Source organism: Paraburkholderia metrosideri (genome assembly GCF_904848625.1).
In the GTDB taxonomy this organism is placed as follows: domain Bacteria; phylum Pseudomonadota; class Gammaproteobacteria; order Burkholderiales; family Burkholderiaceae; genus Paraburkholderia; species Paraburkholderia metrosideri.
Genome location: NZ_CAJHCP010000005.1, coordinates 208689 through 225030, shown reverse-complemented (window position 1 = coordinate 225030; position 16342 = coordinate 208689). Strand labels below are relative to the sequence as shown.

General features: G+C 62.4%; 15 protein-coding genes. 5 read left to right on the top strand and 10 right to left on the bottom strand.

Translation table 11 applies throughout. The annotated features are described in order from the left end of the window. Positions 1-165: 165 nt before the first annotated feature. The 6 genes from LMG28727_RS12130 to LMG28727_RS12105 form a co-directional block, all read right to left on the bottom strand. Positions 166-1020: an IclR family transcriptional regulator gene (locus LMG28727_RS12130; RefSeq protein ID WP_201642565.1), complete on the bottom strand. Its 855-nt coding sequence runs from the start codon at positions 1018-1020 to the stop codon at positions 166-168. 89 nt (positions 1021-1109) lie between these two features. Further along, positions 1110-2495, bottom strand: coding sequence for an MFS transporter (locus tag LMG28727_RS12125; protein ID WP_201642564.1), 1386 nt, complete (start codon positions 2493-2495; stop codon positions 1110-1112). Between the two features lie 95 nt (positions 2496-2590). Next, positions 2591-3424 carry a sugar phosphate isomerase/epimerase family protein gene (locus LMG28727_RS12120; protein ID WP_201642563.1) on the bottom strand — a complete coding sequence of 278 codons (834 nt, stop codon included), beginning with the start codon at positions 3422-3424 and terminating at the stop codon, positions 2591-2593. A 43-nt stretch (positions 3425-3467) separates the two neighbouring features. Beyond that, positions 3468-4079, bottom strand: coding sequence for an NIPSNAP family protein (locus LMG28727_RS12115; protein WP_201642562.1), 612 nt, complete (start codon positions 4077-4079; stop codon positions 3468-3470). Then, positions 4076-5848 carry an FAD-dependent oxidoreductase gene (locus tag LMG28727_RS12110; protein ID WP_201642561.1) on the bottom strand — a complete coding sequence of 591 codons (1773 nt, stop codon included), beginning with the start codon at positions 5846-5848 and terminating at the stop codon, positions 4076-4078. The genes LMG28727_RS12115 and LMG28727_RS12110 overlap by 4 nt, the downstream gene beginning before the upstream one ends. A gap of 118 nt (positions 5849-5966) precedes the next feature. Next, positions 5967-7760 (bottom strand): FAD-dependent oxidoreductase, encoded by a 1794-nt coding sequence (locus tag LMG28727_RS12105; protein WP_201642560.1) that lies wholly within the window; start codon positions 7758-7760, stop codon positions 5967-5969. A 145-nt stretch (positions 7761-7905) separates the two neighbouring features. On the opposite strand from LMG28727_RS12105, the gene LMG28727_RS12100 reads away from it, so the two are divergent. The 3 genes from LMG28727_RS12100 (at position 7906) to LMG28727_RS12090 (ending at position 10412) form a co-directional block, all read left to right on the top strand. Further along, positions 7906-8793, top strand: coding sequence for an NAD-dependent epimerase/dehydratase family protein (locus LMG28727_RS12100; RefSeq protein ID WP_201642559.1), 888 nt, complete (start codon positions 7906-7908; stop codon positions 8791-8793). Positions 8794-8871: 78 nt separating this feature from the next. Continuing rightward, on the top strand, positions 8872-9714 hold the full coding sequence (locus tag LMG28727_RS12095) for a shikimate dehydrogenase family protein (protein ID WP_201642558.1): 843 nt from the start codon (positions 8872-8874) through the stop codon (positions 9712-9714). 62 nt (positions 9715-9776) lie between these two features. Then, positions 9777-10412 (top strand): ABC transporter ATP-binding protein, encoded by a 636-nt coding sequence (locus LMG28727_RS12090; protein WP_201642557.1) that lies wholly within the window; start codon positions 9777-9779, stop codon positions 10410-10412. Positions 10413-10470: 58 nt separating this feature from the next. Here LMG28727_RS12090 and LMG28727_RS12085 read toward each other — a convergent pair whose 3' ends face one another. The 4 genes from LMG28727_RS12085 to LMG28727_RS12070 form a co-directional block, all read right to left on the bottom strand. Further along, on the bottom strand, positions 10471-11478 hold the full coding sequence (locus LMG28727_RS12085; RefSeq protein ID WP_201642556.1) for a zinc-dependent alcohol dehydrogenase family protein: 1008 nt from the start codon (positions 11476-11478) through the stop codon (positions 10471-10473). 210 nt (positions 11479-11688) lie between these two features. Next, positions 11689-12000: an antibiotic biosynthesis monooxygenase family protein gene (locus LMG28727_RS12080; RefSeq protein ID WP_201642555.1), complete on the bottom strand. Its 312-nt coding sequence runs from the start codon at positions 11998-12000 to the stop codon at positions 11689-11691. Between the two features lie 170 nt (positions 12001-12170). Beyond that, positions 12171-13130 carry an O-fucosyltransferase family protein gene (locus LMG28727_RS12075; protein ID WP_201642554.1) on the bottom strand — a complete coding sequence of 320 codons (960 nt, stop codon included), beginning with the start codon at positions 13128-13130 and terminating at the stop codon, positions 12171-12173. A gap of 271 nt (positions 13131-13401) precedes the next feature. Continuing rightward, positions 13402-14997, bottom strand: coding sequence for a tetratricopeptide repeat protein (locus LMG28727_RS12070; RefSeq protein ID WP_201642553.1), 1596 nt, complete (start codon positions 14995-14997; stop codon positions 13402-13404). Between the two features lie 329 nt (positions 14998-15326). Here LMG28727_RS12070 and LMG28727_RS12065 point away from each other — a divergent pair, with 329 nt between their 5' ends. Both LMG28727_RS12065 and copM read left to right on the top strand, forming a co-directional pair. Beyond that, positions 15327-15524, top strand: coding sequence for a heavy-metal-associated domain-containing protein (locus LMG28727_RS12065; protein WP_201642552.1), 198 nt, complete (start codon positions 15327-15329; stop codon positions 15522-15524). Between the two features lie 129 nt (positions 15525-15653). Continuing rightward, on the top strand, positions 15654-16052 hold the full coding sequence (copM, locus tag LMG28727_RS12060; protein ID WP_201642551.1) for a CopM family metallochaperone: 399 nt from the start codon (positions 15654-15656) through the stop codon (positions 16050-16052). Positions 16053-16342 lie beyond the last annotated feature (290 nt).

Sequence of the window (16342 nt, the reverse complement as noted above, 5' to 3'; positions counted from 1 at the left end):
GCGAAGACGGCCTGCTGCTTAATCCCTCGACGATAGCGCAGCGGCGCCGTTGGGCTTGACCGTGCGTCTCAGTTTTCGGGGGGAAGATGCAAAAAAAGGCCGAGTGCCGGGTCGACCGGCCCGCGCAACGCGCGAAGCCAGCCCGTTCCATGCCCAGAGCCGGGCTCAAGCCGCCCGAGGCCGTCCCTTACGCTTCGCTTCCACCGGCTGCACCACCGCCGCGACGGGCGCGACCCGCAAACTGCGCTTGAAATAAGGCGAGCTCAAGGTGGCCGCGCCCATATCCGACGCGGCTTCGAGCAACGCGGGCGCCAGTTCTTTCAGCCGCGCTTCCGGCAGACGGCTGGTCGGCCCGGCGAGACTGACAATGCCGACCACCAGCCCCGTCACCGGATGCCGGATGACCGCCGCCATCGACGTCATGCCCGCCTCGTAAGTCTCGCTCGCGACCCCGTAGCCGCGCTTGCGGGCGCCGTTCAGGTCCTGAAGGAACTGCTGGATCGTCTTCGGTGCTTTCGGACCACGCGGCCCCGCCTTGCCGATACCGCCCTGACGCGACACGAGTTCGAGCGCTTCTTCGTCGCTCATCGTCGCGAGCCACGCCTGGCCGCTCGCGGTGCAATGCAGCGGCGGCTGGCTGCCCATGTCCGGGTCATACCGCAAGCCAGATTTCGCACCTTGCGCCTTGCCGACGAAGGTAATGTGATCGTCCTCGACCACGCCGAGCCGCGCCAGTTCGCCCGAGGCCGCCGCGAGCCGGTCGAGCACCTGCTGCGAAATATCGAGTACGCCGCCGGTGGACAGCCACATCAGCGCGAGCGACACCAGTTTGAGCGCCAGCACATATTCGCCGTGCTCGTTCTGCCGCACATAGCCTTCTTCGGCCAGTTCCGCGAGCAGCCGATGCGTGCCGCTGCGCGGAATGTTCAGCGTGTCCGCGATAGCGGCCAGTTGCATGCTGCCGCCCTGCCTTGCCAGCAGTTCAATGATGGACAGCGCCCGCTCGAGATTCCCCGCCATGATCCACTCTCAATTCGATTTCAATCCCGAATGAGAACACGATTCCATATCGGAATTCAAGCACGCATGAAGCGAGCCGCGCGAGCGCCTCAATGCCCAATCCCCGCGCTCACCCGCATCACCGGCCCGCGATGCCGAGCGCCCTTGAGCAACACGGCTGCCGCGCCGACGGCCGCGGGCAGCGCGAGCGACGTGAACACTTCACCAAAGCCCCAGTTCGCGTGCAGCATGCCCGCGCCCAGCATGGCCCCGGCGATCCCGCCAAAGCGGCCAATACCGAGCATCCAGCTAGTGCCGGTGGCACGCATCCGGGTCGGGTACGATCCCGCCGCCAACGCACAGAAGCCAGTGTTGGAGCCGTTCATGCAGTAGCCCATGCCGAAGGCCAGCAAGCAGATCGATGCCATGCCATGACCGGGCAGGCCCATGGCCCATGCGAGCACGCCGCCCATGAACACGGTCGCACCCAGTGCCCGATGCGGGTTGAAGCGGTCCATCAGCCAGCCGATCGCGAGCGAGCCGATCGTCCCGCCCGCCTGGAACAGCGCGCCCACCACTGCCGCTTCGGCCAGCGTGAAACCCGCGCCGCGAATCAGCGTCGGCAGCCAGCTGCCGAGCAGATAAACCGTCAACAGTCCCGCGAAGTAACAGACCCACAGCATCACCGTGCCGAATGCGTAATCGCGCGACAGGATCAAACGGATCGGGCTGCGTTCGCGTTGCGGCGTTTCATGCGCGACGAAGCGGGTCGTGTGATCGGCCATGCCGGGTTCGAGACGGTTCATCACCGTGACGAGTCGCGCGCGGCGGGTGTCCTTCAATGCCAGAAAGCGCGCCGATTCGGGCAGCCATTTGATCATCAGCGGGACGTAGAGAACGGGCAGCACGCCGCCGAGAATCAGTACCGAGTGCCAGCCGTGCGACGCGATCAGCCACGCGCTGACGAAGCCACCGCTCGCCGCGCCGAGCGTGAAGCCGCAGAACACGGTCGTCACCATCAGCGCACGGCAGCGTTGCGGCGCGTATTCGGCCATCAGCGTCGCGGCGTTGGGCATCGACGCACCCAGACCGAGGCCGGTGAGAAACCGCAACACCGTCAGTTCACTGATATTGGTCGCGAATGCCGAGCCGAGACTCCAGAGTCCGAAGAACAGCACCGCGCCCGTCATCACCGTCTTGCGGCCGAAGCGGTCCGCGAGCGGGCCCGCGCACAGCGCGCCAAACGCAAGGCCAAGCAAGCCACCGCTCATCACGGGCCCTAGCGCATCGCGTGGAATCGCCCATGCGTTTGATAACGCTGGCGCAATAAAACCCATCATCACCGTGTCGAGTCCATCGAGCGTGACGATGAACATGCACATCAGCAACACGAGAATCTGAAAGCGCCCGACAGGTTGTTCGTCGAGTAACTGCTGTACGTCAATGACGCGTGAAACGGGCGTGTTCGGCCGCACCGTCGTGATCGAAGGTTTCATGGTGTCTCCAGACCGTCTTCTCTATCGAATGGACGCGCCCGTCCCAGTCGCATCTTTATCGTGCGTTCTGGTGGGCGGAGCGCGAGTGATGCGGCTTACGTCGTCGCGTAAGTCCGTTCGAGTACGCCGAGCGTCGCGTCGCGCAACTTGCGGGCACGCTCGAGTGCGGGGGCGGTTTGCGCCCATTGCTGCGTCGGCACTTCGATGCTGACCGGCAAATGATCCGGCAACGCACGCAAAATACCGGCGAGATCGAGACCGCCCTCGCCGGGAATCATGCGTTCGCAACGTGCCTGAAACAACAGTGTGTCGAGGTCGGCAGGACGCTCGGCTGGCGCGTCGCAAAACTGCACGTAGCCAAAGTATTCACGCGGCAACCCGCGCAAAGTCTCTGTCGACGAACCCGCCCGGTCGAAGTGAAGCGGGTCGATGATCAGCCCCGTGTTCGGCCGCGCCGCCGCTTTGACGACCCGCGCGCCTTGCGTGATGTCCTTCACGTCCGTCCACGGCATCGGTTCAAGCGAAGGCGACAACCCGAGCGGCGCGGCGAGATCGCACAGTTGCGCGAGCCGGTCGGCCGTGCGCGCTTCGTCGGGATCGTTACCCGCCACCAGCACGTAACGCGCACCGAATTCGGCGGCGGTGTCGAGCATCGGCTTATAGGCGTTCACGTCGGTATCAGGCTTCAGTCGCAGAATCTCGACGTCGAGTACCTTGACGCCGGTGTCACGCAAACGCGCCAGCGTTTCGCGCTTCAACGGCGTAGCGCCGATGATCTCGTGCCGCACTTCATGATCGGTGGCGGGCACCAGGCGCAGCCCGACAAAGTCGTAGCCGGCCTGCGCCGCGCATTCCACCATCTGCGGCGGGGTCAGTTCGAGCACGGTCAACGCGGATAACGAAAGCGCGCGCGAATGGTGCTGGGTCATGGGCTCTCCTGGTTTCGAATCGGCTCGGCTTGGCGAACGATGTTTAGCGCAGCGGCGAGAAAGGCGCCGGTACGTAGATGGTCGACTCCATCGTCGTCAGATGGGCGGGGCCACCCTTCGGCGGCCAGATGCCGTCTTTCACCGCTTCAGCGCGAATCCGCGAACGTTCGTCGACGCTCGCATACGGCCAGATGTTGAGGAAACGCGGCACGGTGCCGTCGAGCGAATACATCGCGCCGACGAGCGGCGAACGCTGCGTGCGCTCGGGCACGGCTTTCTCCCACGCGTCGATCGTGTGCTGCAGGCTCGCGAGCTTCGTACCGTACACACGCATCTCGTAGATGCCGCCGTGCACAGCCGGTTCGATCGGCGGAAGAAACGGGAACAGCGAATAGCTGTCGATCTTCACGTCAGTGACGAATTCGCCGCAGCCGAACGGATTGCCTTCCAGCAGCAACCGCTTGCGCGCGGTGATCAGCGACGCCTCCGAATCGAAACCGCGCAGCACCATCACCTGGCCCAACGCGCCGATGTCGGAATACCAGCAGCCGAGCAACTTCGAGCCAGGCTGATCGCCGCTTGCGTTGATACTTTCGAAGACCTGCGCGTTCGCGCCGATTTTCACTGTGAGCGTGACGACGTCGTAGAGTGTCATTGCATGTGTCCTTGTGACTGAATGGTGGAATTCGTGGCCGGTGTGGCTTGGGTTTTTTGCTCTGCACCCGCGATTGAAAGACCCGCGCGATAGCCGAATGTCATCGCGGGACCGAGTGTGATGCCGCCGCTCGGATAGCAGCCGCCCATCATGCTGGCGGCATCGTTACCGACCGCGTAGAGACCGGGCATTGGCTGGCCGGCGTTGTCGAGAACGCGCGCGTTGGCATCGGTGGCTAGGCCCGCGAAGGTGCCGAGACTGCCAGGCAACAATTTGACGGCATAGAACGGCCCGTCATCAATCGGTGCGAGACACGGGTTCGGCGTGTGCTTCGCGTCGCCCTGCACGCGGTTGTAGGGCGTCGAGCCTTTGTGGAACTGCGGATCGAAGCCGTCTTTCGCGTAGCTGTTGTACGCGGCCACGGTGCTTTCGAGTCCTTGCGGATCAATGCCGCATTGCGTGGCCAGATCGGCGAGACTAGTTGCGCGCTTCAGATAACCCGAGCGTCGATACGGTCCGAGGGGAAACGGAAACGGCTTCGAAAAACCCAGCCCATAACGGCGTTGAAAACGATGATCGCAAATCAGCCATGCGCACACTTCTTCACCGGCGGGCGTCGTGCCGATCAACGCACTGATGAAATCGTGATACGACGACGCTTCGTTGACGAAGCGCTGCCCGGCACGCGTCACCGCAATCACACCTGGCTTCGCACGCTCGATCAGATGCGGAAATGCCACGGCGGGCCGACCGTCGCGCTGCGGCACGAGAGAAACCGGCGCCCATGCCGCGGGCGTTTCGAGCGACGCATCGAACTGGCCGCCGATCGCTTCGCCGAGACGAATCCCATCGCCGGTATTGCTCTCGGGAGCCGCGGACCAGTGCTCGCGGCCTGACGGCGTATAAGCAAATGTCTGCGCGCGACGCGCAAGATCATGCGGATAACCGCCGCAAGCCAGCACCACACCTCGCGCGGCTCGCACCTCGTACGCCACGCCTTCGATCTCTATCGTTGCGCCCACCACGCGGCCTGCTGCGCCGCCGGAATCCCGCTGCAACGCTACCGCATCCGCGTTCGTACGCAGATCGACGCCGAGGTCGTGCGCCGATTTCAGCAGCCGCGCGACCAGCGCGTTGCCATTCACCAGATGCATCGAGCGGCCATGGCGCAGCTTGTGACCCGCAAACGCAGCAAGCCGTCGCGCCACGTGCCATGCAGAGCGCAGCGAACGGGTTGCGTTGAAAAAATGCGCGAGATCCTGACCGGAGCCAATCGCCATGCCCTTGATCGTCACGACATCGAGCGGTGGGCGCAACCGGTCGATCAGCGGACCCAGTTCGCGGCCATCGAACGGCATCGCGCAAACCGAACGGCCGCCGCTCACTGCACCTGGCGTCGTATGAAAATCGGGAATGCGGTTGCCGTCGATAAAACGCATCGAGGTATGACGTTCGAAAAACTCCACCATCTCGGGGCCGGATTGCAGCAACGCGTCGACCTTGTCCGCATCGAAATGTGCGCCGAGTTCGTTGCGCAGATACGTACGCGATGCTTCAGGTTCTTCGACAATGCCGGCGCGCGTGGCGAGCGAGTTGCCGGGAATCCACATCCAGCCGCCCGACCATGCGCTCGTGCCGCCGAACACGTTGGCTTTCTCAGCCACGATCACGCGCATGCCGCGCGTCGCGGCCGTTACCGCCGCGGCCAGACCGGCCGCGCCGGAACCCAGCACCAGCACATCACATTCGAGAATCGGTTCGCGCTTCATCGCCACTTTGCTGGGTTCACTCGATACGGTGGAATCACGGGAAAGAGATCGTGCAGAACTCATTTGTTGAATACTATTCCACTTTATAACGTTTGTCTAAACCAGGTGACACCCTGATTCATCCCGTGATTTTTTCTTTCGCGCGATGCTGCGTGCTGTCGGGCTGCGCGGAAGAAACCATCGGCGTTGGTGCCGCGTTGGCGCGCGCCGCCGCATCACGCCCCGCGAGATAGGCAAACGCAAGCCCTGGCCCGAGCGTGATGCCGGGGCCTGGATACACCCCGCCCATCACCGATTGCATATCGTTGCCGCACGCGTAGAGGCCGCCAATCGGCTGATCGGCGCGATTCAGCACGCGCGCGGTGTCGTCGCTGACGAGGCCCGTAGCCGCACCGATGTCGCCGGGATAAAGCCGCACCGCGTAGAACGGCGCTTGCCCGATCGGCCCTAAACAGGGGTTCGGACCGGTCCAGTTCGCGTCGCCGTTGGCACGCTGGTAGTCAGTCGTGCCGCGCTGGAAATCCGGATCGACGCCGGTCTTCGCGTACTCGTTGATGCGCGCGACGCTGTCGGTGAGTCCGGCCGGATCGATATTGAGTTTCGCCGCAAGGCCGGCGAGCGTATCGGCACTCGTCAGATAGCCGTCCGCGACAAACGGCTGCAAACCTTTACCGCCTGGTCGCACCATTCCCAGTCCGTATTTACGCAAACCTTCCGCATCGGTGACGAGATACGCGGGCACCGACGGCACCTTGCGGTTCGCTTCCTGCATCGCAATACCGAACAGGTGATACGACGTGTTTTCATTCAGAAAGCGCCGGCCTTCCTTGTTGACGACGACCATGCCGGGCTTGCCGCGATCCATCATGAAGTGAGGGAAAACGGCGGTCGTGCCGTCGCTGCGTTTGCGCACCGAGACGGGCGCCCAGAACGCGTTGCTCAACGCACCTTCGCCATAACGCGCGCCGATGGCGAGCGCGAGATCGTGCGCGGTGCCCGTGTGGCCCGGCGCACCCGGACACCAGCTCGGATCGACGCCTGGCAGCATCGCACGACGCTTTTGCGCGTGGCGGTTGAAACCGCCGCTCGCGAGAATCACACCCCCTGTCACCGCGATCTGACGACGCTGACCGTTCTGGCTCAGCGCGATGCCGTCGACATTCCCAGTGCGGCCGGTGTGCAACGACTCCAGCTTCGTCTTCACCAGTACCGTGACATTGCGCGCGAGCAGCGAATGCAGCAGACGGCCGATCAACGCATTGCCCATCACGAGACGCGTGCCGCGCGGCCAGCTGATGCGGTCGCGACCATGGCGTGCGAGCAGCTTCACTGCATGACGCAGCGACTTGAACGACTTCGTCATGTTCAGCAGATGCCCGACATCGTCGCGATCGACCATCATGCCGCCGAGCACCGTAAATTCCGGAATCGGCGGACGGATCAGCGCGAACGCTTTGCCGAGCTTGCGGCCATCGAAAGCGAGCGGTTCGAGCGCGCGGCCACGCAGCGTCGATCCTTCGAGTTCGGACAGATAGTCAGGATGAAACGGACGCGCGCGGTACTTCACTTCCGAGTTGGCCTCGATATGCGCGACAGCCCGCGGTCCCGCCTGCAGGAATGCGCGCCGCAGCGCCTCACTGCTGCGCTCGCCGACCGCGCGGCGCAAAAAAGCCTCGGCATTGGCGCTACTGTCGTCGGGATTGATCGACGGGCCATGCATCGAATCCGGTATCCATGTCGTGCCCGCCGAGTAGGCCGTCGTGCCGCCCACATAGTCCGTGCTCTCGACCAGCAGCACGCGCGCGCCGTCGATAGCCGCGAACAGCGCCGCTGACATCCCTGCGCCGCCTGCGCCAATCACGACGACGTCGAATGTCTCGTCCTGCTTCAAACCGTTGAGTGTCTCCACCATCTCACGCTCCTTATGTCCCTTTTTGCGAGCGATGAAGCGGCTGCTTTCTCCGTTCATCGTGCCATCTAGAATTTGCTTTGATATTGGAATACTATTCCGAAACAGCAAAAAAGCAAAGCGTTCAAACATTCTTGGAGACACAGCAATGCGCGTACTGGTAACAGGAGGAAGTGGTTTTCTAGCGGCGTGGATCATGCGGCGGCTGCTCAGGACAGGCCTGAGCGTCAGGGCCTTCGACCTGCGTGCGGGCTCGCCGCTGCTGGCATCGCTCGCGCCCGGGCAGGCTGCTGCGGTGCAATGGGCGACTGGCGATGTTGCACTCGCCAGCGACGTGTCGCAGGCAATGAGCGGCTGCGACGCGGTCATTCATCTGGCCGGCATTCTGACCCCGGCATGCGCGCTCGACCCGGTGCGCGGCGCGCAAATCAATCTGATCGGCACGCTCAACGTATTCGAAGCGGCGCGCGTCGCTGGCCTTAAAAGCGTGCTGTACGCGAGCAGCGCTGGCGTATTCGGTCTCGACGACGGCGCTGTGCCGTTTCCGCAGACCTTCTACGGCGCGTTCAAGCTGGCCTGTGAAGGCGCGGCCCGTGCGTATTGGCACGACCACGGCATCGCCAGTATCGGTTTCCGGCCGCTCGTCGTGTATGGCGCCGGACGCGAAACGGGTTCGAGCGCGGGGCCGAGCCTTGCGTGCCGCGCGGCGGCACGCGGCGAACCGTACACGATTCCGTTCACCGGTTCGACTGGCCTCGTCTATGCGGACGATGTCGCCGCCGCTTACGAAGCCGCGCTAGGAGCGCCGCCACGCGGCGCGCATGTATTCACGCTGGCCGGCGACATCGTGGCGATGGATCGGGTCATCGGGCAAATCGGCGCAATCGTGCCTGGCGCACGAATCGACGCACAGGGTGCGCCGTTGCCAATCGCCACGTCGTTTCCCGTTGATCCGTCGCTCGCGCAATTACTTCCCGATCTGCCACACACGTCCCTCGAAAACGGCCTGCGCGACACCGTGGCGTTCTACCGATAACCCATTCACCCAATCAAGCAGAACAGCCCGGTATCGGGCACGATACCAACGGGCTCCACTATCTGGAGAAGTTTGAACATGACGCAATCTGACGAAGTTTCTTTCTCCGCTTCGCTCGACGAAGGCCTGAGCGGCGCGACCCGGGTGTATTTCATCGTCGGCGATCCGATCGCCCAAGTGCGCTCGCCGTCGGGCGTGACTGCGGCGTTGCGCGCGGCGGGCCGCGACGCGCTGGTGGTGCCCGCTCACGTCGCGCCCACCGATCTGCCCGCGTTCTTCGCGGGCGTCACGCCGATGCGCAATGTCGACGGCATCATCATCACTGTGCCGCACAAGTTCAGCGCGGCAGAGTATTGCGCGACGTTATCGACGGAAGCGTCGTTTCTTGGTGCGGTCAACACGTTGCGCCGTACCGCGGACGGCAAGTGGCATGGCGGCATGTTCGACGGCACCGGCTTTGTCGCGGCGCTCGTCGATGCGGGCTGCGAATTACGCGGCAAACGCGCGTTGCTAGTGGGCGCCGGTGGCGCGGGATCGGCGATTGGCCATGCGTTGATGCACGGCGGTGTCGGCTCACTCGACGTGCGCGATAACGACGTCGCACGCACCACCTCGCTGATTGGCCGTCTGAATGCACTGGGACATGGCGAAGCACACAGCGCGTCAGCCGATGTCGCGGCGCACGAGTACGACGTAGTCGTGAACGCATCGCCGCTCGGCATGCGGGCCGACGATCCGCTGCCGATCGATGTATCGCGCCTCGCGCCCACCACCTTCGTCGGCGACGTGGTGACGAAGCCACCGCTCACGCCGCTGATCGAAGCGGCTCGCGCGCGCGGCTGCCCAACGGTAACCGGCACGCAGATGTTCGGCCGTGTGTGCGACCGGATGGTGACATTTCTGCTCGAAGCGGGTCAGTAAAGGGCGCGGCGTTGCGCTGCTACACTGGCGCAACGCCCACCTATCGACACCCGCTCCACCCCATGCTTCGATTCGACAACCTCAGCAAGCAGTACAACGACCGCGTCATTTTCCAAGGATTGCATTACGACACGGCATCAGGATGCGTGGCGTTGAACGATGAATCTGGCAGTGGCAAATCGACGTTGCTCGGCATTCTCGCGGGCACGATCGAGGCCAATTCGGGCGACGTATGGCTCGGTGGACATTCGTTGCGAAGCGCACCGCTGCCCGCGAAATCCTCGCTCACGTATGTGCCGGAAGACTGCATGCCGTATTCCGCTCAGACAGGTCGCGAGTATCTGAACCAGGTGGCGCTGGAAAGAAAAGTGACACTGACCGCCGACGCGCTCGAACTCGCCGATCGTTTCGGCCTCACGCCGCATCTCGACAAGCGCTTCGAACAGATGTCGTTCGGTACGCGCAAGAAGATTTTTTTTACCGCGTCCGTGCTCGGCGAAACCCGCGTGCTGATCGCGGATGAACCCGCTGGCGGACTCGACGCATCGGCCCGCGCGGTGCTGGCCGATCTGTTCAGGACATTGGCCCACACACGTACGGTGTTTTTCTCGAGCTACGATACGGCGTTTACGGAAGCTTGCGAGGCGACCAGCATTCAATTCGCCGACCTCGCCAATCGCGGCCACGCAATCGGTTGATAAAAAATAGAGCCGGTATAACCGGCTCTATTCATCTGTCGCAAACCTGCTTACCGGCCTAGACCGCCACGCAAATCTTCCCGAAGTGCGCGCCCGACGCTTCATGCGTGAATGCATCGCCTAACTTCGCGAGATCGAACGTACTGTCGATCACCGGCTTGATGCCCGTCACTTCAAGCGCGCGAATCATCTCCAGCTGATCCTGCCGGCTGCCGACAATCAGCCCTTGCAAACGTTGTTGCCTCGCCATCAGCGCAGCGGTCGGCACGGGCCCCGCACGTCCGGTCAGCACACCGATCAGCGCAATATGACCGCCGATCCGGCAAGCGGTAATCGACTCCGGCAACGTACCCGGACCGCCCACTTCGATCACATGATCGACACCACGTCCATCGGTCAACTGACGAACCTGCTTGCCCCATTCGGGGTTCTCGCGATAGTTGATCGTATGGTCCGCACCGAGCTCACGCAGCTTCGCGAGTTTTGCGTCCGACGAGGACGTGGCGATCACCGACGCTCCCATCGCTTTCGCCAGTTGCAGGCCGAAAACGGACACGCCGCCGGTACCCAGCACGAGCACCGTGCTGCCCGCCTTCAACTGGCCGTCTACGACGAGCGCGCGCCATGCGGTCAATCCTGCTGTAGTCAGCGTGGCCGCTTCTGCATGGCTGTAGCCGCGCGGAGCCCGGGTGAAGTAATGGCTCGGCAGCACGACGACTTCGCGCGCGTAACCGTCGACGCCGTCGCCCGGTGTGGTGCTGAAATCGGCGATAGCGGGCGGGCCATTTTCCCAGAACGGGAAGAAGCATGACACCACGTGATCGCCAGCCTTGAACTCGGTGACGCCTTCACCGACCGCTTCGACGACGCCCGCGCCGTCCGCCATCGGAATGCGGCCCGCGTCGGCCGGCAGATTGCCCGTGACGACGCCATAGTCGTGAAAATTCAGCGAGTTCGCGTGAATGCGCACGCGAACCTGGCCCGCCGCAGGCTGACCGGGGTCCGCGATATCGACCACTTGCAGATTCGCCACGGTGGCGGGCGACCCGATTTTGACGGCTTTCATGGATTCATTCCTTGGTGATTGCACAGACGCACGGCGGGCAACATTGAAGCTCGCCCTTCGAGTCGAAAAGCATACCGCATGCTGGATTAGCGCGTCGGCACACGCTCATGGCTTCGCCTGAGCGGAATGATCATTGATAGCGGATCGGGAGGGTTGCGATGCCCTTTTTCGTCATTAACACGCGAAGTGCAGGCTCCGCTGCGACGACAGTTACTTCACTGTCTGAACCACTTCAAAGCCTTCAAACTCCGGATGTCCAAGATAATGCACGCGGTTATCGCCCGCATTCCGATGGGCGGCGCGAAAGGCGTCGGACTTGGTCCATGCATCGAACGACGCATGATCACGCCAGATCGTATGACTCGAATACAGAACGTGATCTTCCTTTTGCGGCCCCTTCAACAAATGAAATTCCACGAAACCTGGAACCTCTTTCAGATGGGTATCGCGAGTCGTCCAGAGTTGTTCGAAGGCAGCCTCGGACCCGGGGCTCACTTTGAAGCGGTTCATGGCGATATACATGCTGTCAGCCTCTTTGCAGTAGCAATACAGTTGGCAGGTTGCGGGTTCGTGCAGAACATCTCACGAGCTTCGCGAAACGAACGTCGATTATAGGCCTGCCTCAGCGGAAGCTTTCTGAAGCCGTCGCTGGCCGTGCTACGCGATTGCAAAGATGGAACTGCTGCACGCTGTCAGGCCGCCTTTTCGTGGGCGGCCTGTTCGAGCCAGATCCGGCTATCGGGAAACCAGAATGCATCCTGACGCGGCGGCGACACGAGTTTGACGGGCAAAGAGGGATTGAATATCTTCGACCACGCGGACAGATAGGAGGGTGTCTTGATCAGAACGCCGCAACGCGATAACAGCAGGCTGGACACCAACGCTTCACGGCCAATCTCAAGCCCGGGATAGCCGCTGAAATGAATCGGCGTGCTGCCCTGGGCAAGTAGTTTCGCGGGCGCGATCCTGACCGGCTTGCGGAACGGCCACGTGGAGAAATAGTCGAGAAACGCGGGTTCGTCGCTGGAAACAAACAGGTTGGCGAGGCGCGGGTTGTCCGCGAGCGTCGCATCCACCTGGCGGCAGAAGTTGCTCCACGAAACCGGAATGGCTTCCAACGTTTTGTCGGTGCCTCTGAAATGCACGCCGAGAGTCGACCCGCCGATACCGAGCGACTCGCAGATCGCATCGACTTCTCTCTCGATATGCGCGGCAATCCGATAGTGCGAAAAGAACAGTTCGCTCGCGCTGCCGAGTCGCAGTTGCGCTTCGTAGCGCTGACGAAAACCCAATTGCACCAGGTCCCGAACGGTCGACGTTCTGATCTTCTGCGTCGCCTCCGACGCCGACGAGGTCATGACCGGCTCAAAGAACGTAGCGAACCAGTCGATCTTGCGGGCGGCATCGCCATAGAGGCCACCGCGCGCGCTGATGCACGGCGTGAGTCGTCTCTCGTCGCAATACATCAGAATGAAGAGGACCATCTGCATCACGGAGAAGAAACCCGAGTTCTCCTGAATCTCGATCGCAAACACGCCGCGATTCAGGCGCTGCCGCGCGTGCAGCGAAAGCCTCTGAGGCGTCGCCACGGAATGCTTGAAGCCCTCGCTGCGCCGGATCTGTTTGGCCCGGTCGACTACTTTTTTCAACATGCCGAACTCCTGATCATTTAGATATTTTTCGACGTGGCAGGCGGCTCGTTACGACAGAAATCGAACGGACCCAGAATAACAGTTCGAAACAGAGGGTCGAGTAAGTTTGGCCTGCCAGGGTGAGCAAGCGCACATAACACCGGTAAGGTTTTCCCCGACTTGTCAAATAAGCTGGCGTGGCGGCCACCAGCGTGGATGCGGTTCCTGGCGACACGGTGCATTTGCCGCGCCGATTGCCTGACTACCGGCGAAGGCGGTTTGAATCAACCGGTTACACCGTTCGCGCGGCCTTGGCGCCATAGAGTGGATACTGTTTTTGCAAAGCGACGGCGACCCGGCTGAGTACATCGTTCCAGTCGCCGCGTTGCGGTTGCGTAAAAATCCGCACGCTGGGATACCACGGGCTGTCATCCCGATCACGCAGCCAGCGCCAGCAGCCTGCGAACCGGTTGAGCAGCCATACCGGTTTGCCCATCGCGGCGGCCAGATGCGCGACAGCGGTGTCGACCGCAATCACCAGATCGAGGTTGTCGATCAGCGCAGCGGTATCGGCGAAATCGGTTACGTCGTCCATCCAGTCGATCAGGCGCGTGCCCGTATTTGCGTCGGCTCGCCGGGTGTCGTCTTCAGTCTTTTGCAAGCTGATCCAGCGTACGCAATGCAAGGCCAGAAGTGGCGCGATTTGCGTGGGCATCAGGCTACGCGTGGTGTTTTCAGTCAACGCAGAATGGCCGCCGGCCCACACCATGCCCACGCGTGGCAGTTCGGGGTCGGGCAGCGAATCGAATCGGGTACGCCATGACGCGCTGCGGGCAGCGTCTGCCTGCAGATAGGTGGATGCCGGGATAGTGTCGGTGCGCGTGCCGAACGCCATCGGCAACGACATCAACGGGCACTGGTAGTCCCAATCGCTCACATCGGGATCCGCGTCGTCGAGCATGACGAGGCCAGGCCAGCGCATCGACAACGACTCGTCGTAAAGACGCCGCAGCGGTTGCGGACAGAGATAGCCGACCTGCGAAAACTGTTCGAGCAGCAACGGCAGATAACGCACGAATTGCAGGCTATCGCCGTATCCTTGCTCGGGCGTGACCAGCAAACGTTTTTTGCTGCTGGATGCGGAACCGCCTCGCGTTGCCGTGTTCAACCGCTCGCCCCGCCATTCGGGCAGACGCAGTCGCGGATTAACCGGGCTGGGTCGTTCATGAGCATCAGCATCGGCATCGGCATCGACGAAATTCGCCCCGCGGTCTTCGAAATACGGCCACCCTTCTTCATAGTTGCCCGCAGCCAGCAGCACCCGACCCAGATTGGCACGCGCGCCGCGATTCGACGGTTCGATGTCGATCACCTGCCTGAGGTACCGTTCGGCTTCGCTCAGCGACCCGAGATCGTTAAGAACCGCACCGAGGTTAGCGAGCGCCTGCGAATGGTCCGGCTGAAGTTCGAGCAGCCTGAAGTAGGCATGCGCCGCCTCGTCGGGGCGGCCGTGCATGTGCAGCATCAACGCCTGATAGTAATGAAGCACGGTCGAATCCGGCGCCAGTACCAGCCCGCGCTGGGCCGTTTGCAATGCGTTCGCGTAGGCGCGTTGTTTGATCTGGATCACACATAACGTACCGTAAAAAGCGGCCTCCGCCTGCGTGGCGATCGCGCGCACGACCCATTGCTGCGCCGATTCGAGCTGATCCGACATCAGCGCCACCAACCCCAGCGCATGCATGGCTCCGGCGTGAACCGGATGCTGGGCGAGAACCCGATCGAAGCCTCTGCGCGCCTGTTCGATATCGCCCGCACGGCGCGCCGTTTCGGCTTCGCTGAAGCAGATCGCAATGGCTTCGGAGGGAGACGGAGGTTGGCTTGACATGGTCGGCGAATGGATTGGCAGTGAACGGATTGCGCGAGGCGCCGTAGACGGTGATATTGGATCGGCTCCCTGCCACGAGGATGTGCGGCGGGTAACGCTCGCGGACCGACTTGTCGACGCCCGCGTTATCGAGCGGGAATTATCGGTACCGAATGAAGGGCCGTCCGCAAGACCGCTCTGAAATGGCGGCGCAGATGGGGGTGTGACGTACCCGCGTCGCCGAACGGCAATCCGCGCATGGTCAGTGTGAAATTCATCCGCCACCGTGCTTGGCCTTACCGCCGTGGGAAGGTCCACGCTTGTGTCTGATTTCTTACTGGAGATAAACCATGGAATTCGCCATCCCGGACATGACATGCGGCGGATGCGCCAGCGCCATCACTCGCGCAGTCACGCGAATCGACCCGACCGCGACACTCCACGCCGATGTGTCCATTAAAATCGTCAAGATCACATCGACGCTGCCGGCGCAGCGGCTCATCGAGACGATCGAAGCGGCGGGGTTTCATCCTTCGCTGAGGACATAGATAAACCCCAGCCGGGCTGATGCACAGTGAAGCAGAAAAACGCGAAAAAGGCCGCGTACGAACCCGTTAAACTCCCGCTTCCTGGCAGCAGTGTCGCTCGAACCAATCTTTTACCAACGGACATCCACTATGAAAAACCTTCGCGCCTTTCACGCTCTTTGCCTGTTCAGCGGTCTTTCGTTTGCCGTAGCGACCTTGCCGGTCTACGCTGAACAACCGGCCGCGATGCAGGGCATGGACATGTCCAGTTCGGCGCATGCCGGCCCTGACGGATCGACGCAAGCGTTCAAAGCCGCCGACGACAAGATGATGCATGACATGAGCGCACCCGAGTACACCGGCGAGGCCGACAAGGACTTCGTCGCGCACATGATTCCGCATCATGAGGGTGCGATCGAGATGGCCCAGACCGAACTGAAGTACGGCAAGGACCCTGAATTGAAGCGTCTGGCGCGCAACATCATCAAGGCCCAGCACGATGAGATCGAGTTCATGCACCGCTGGCAAGCCAAGCACGGCGTCAAGTGAGCAGTGTGAGTGGCGCGTGAGCTTCTAATGAATGTCGGTAACGCGGCGGCCCTCGCCGCGCGGAGGGACGCAATCAACACCGCGCGCACGCACCTTGCCGCGCGGCGCGCGCCCTGCGTCACCAGCAGCTTCATGTCAAACGGATAGATTCCCTTCGGCGCTACGCCCACGCCGACTTCGCCGCCGAAGCGGAACACGACGGCCGAAACCGGGCCGCTACCAAACAGCGCAAGTAGCGCGTTCAGCGCCGCAACGGCTACGCTCCACCCAGCAAATACCCCGCTCGCCGG

What these genes read in the sequence shown, in the direction of transcription:
- LMG28727_RS12130 (WP_201642565.1), bottom strand. Translation starts at nt 1,020, where the DNA reads ATGGCGGGGAATCTCGAGCGGGCGCTGTCCATCATTGAACTGCTGGCA.
- LMG28727_RS12125 (WP_201642564.1), bottom strand. Translation starts at nt 2,495, where the DNA reads ATGAAACCTTCGATCACGACGGTGCGGCCGAACACGCCCGTTTCACGC.
- LMG28727_RS12120 (WP_201642563.1), bottom strand. Translation starts at nt 3,424, where the DNA reads ATGACCCAGCACCATTCGCGCGCGCTTTCGTTATCCGCGTTGACCGTG.
- LMG28727_RS12115 (WP_201642562.1), bottom strand. Translation starts at nt 4,079, where the DNA reads ATGACACTCTACGACGTCGTCACGCTCACAGTGAAAATCGGCGCGAAC.
- LMG28727_RS12110 (WP_201642561.1), bottom strand. Translation starts at nt 5,848, where the DNA reads ATGAAGCGCGAACCGATTCTCGAATGTGATGTGCTGGTGCTGGGTTCC.
- LMG28727_RS12105 (WP_201642560.1), bottom strand. Translation starts at nt 7,760, where the DNA reads ATGGTGGAGACACTCAACGGTTTGAAGCAGGACGAGACATTCGACGTC.
- LMG28727_RS12100 (WP_201642559.1), top strand. Translation starts at nt 7,906, where the DNA reads ATGCGCGTACTGGTAACAGGAGGAAGTGGTTTTCTAGCGGCGTGGATC.
- LMG28727_RS12095 (WP_201642558.1), top strand. Translation starts at nt 8,872, where the DNA reads ATGACGCAATCTGACGAAGTTTCTTTCTCCGCTTCGCTCGACGAAGGC.
- LMG28727_RS12090 (WP_201642557.1), top strand. Translation starts at nt 9,777, where the DNA reads ATGCTTCGATTCGACAACCTCAGCAAGCAGTACAACGACCGCGTCATT.
- LMG28727_RS12085 (WP_201642556.1), bottom strand. Translation starts at nt 11,478, where the DNA reads ATGAAAGCCGTCAAAATCGGGTCGCCCGCCACCGTGGCGAATCTGCAA.
- LMG28727_RS12080 (WP_201642555.1), bottom strand. Translation starts at nt 12,000, where the DNA reads ATGTATATCGCCATGAACCGCTTCAAAGTGAGCCCCGGGTCCGAGGCT.
- LMG28727_RS12075 (WP_201642554.1), bottom strand. Translation starts at nt 13,130, where the DNA reads ATGTTGAAAAAAGTAGTCGACCGGGCCAAACAGATCCGGCGCAGCGAG.
- LMG28727_RS12070 (WP_201642553.1), bottom strand. Translation starts at nt 14,997, where the DNA reads ATGTCAAGCCAACCTCCGTCTCCCTCCGAAGCCATTGCGATCTGCTTC.
- LMG28727_RS12065 (WP_201642552.1), top strand. Translation starts at nt 15,327, where the DNA reads ATGGAATTCGCCATCCCGGACATGACATGCGGCGGATGCGCCAGCGCC.
- copM (WP_201642551.1), top strand. Translation starts at nt 15,654, where the DNA reads ATGAAAAACCTTCGCGCCTTTCACGCTCTTTGCCTGTTCAGCGGTCTT.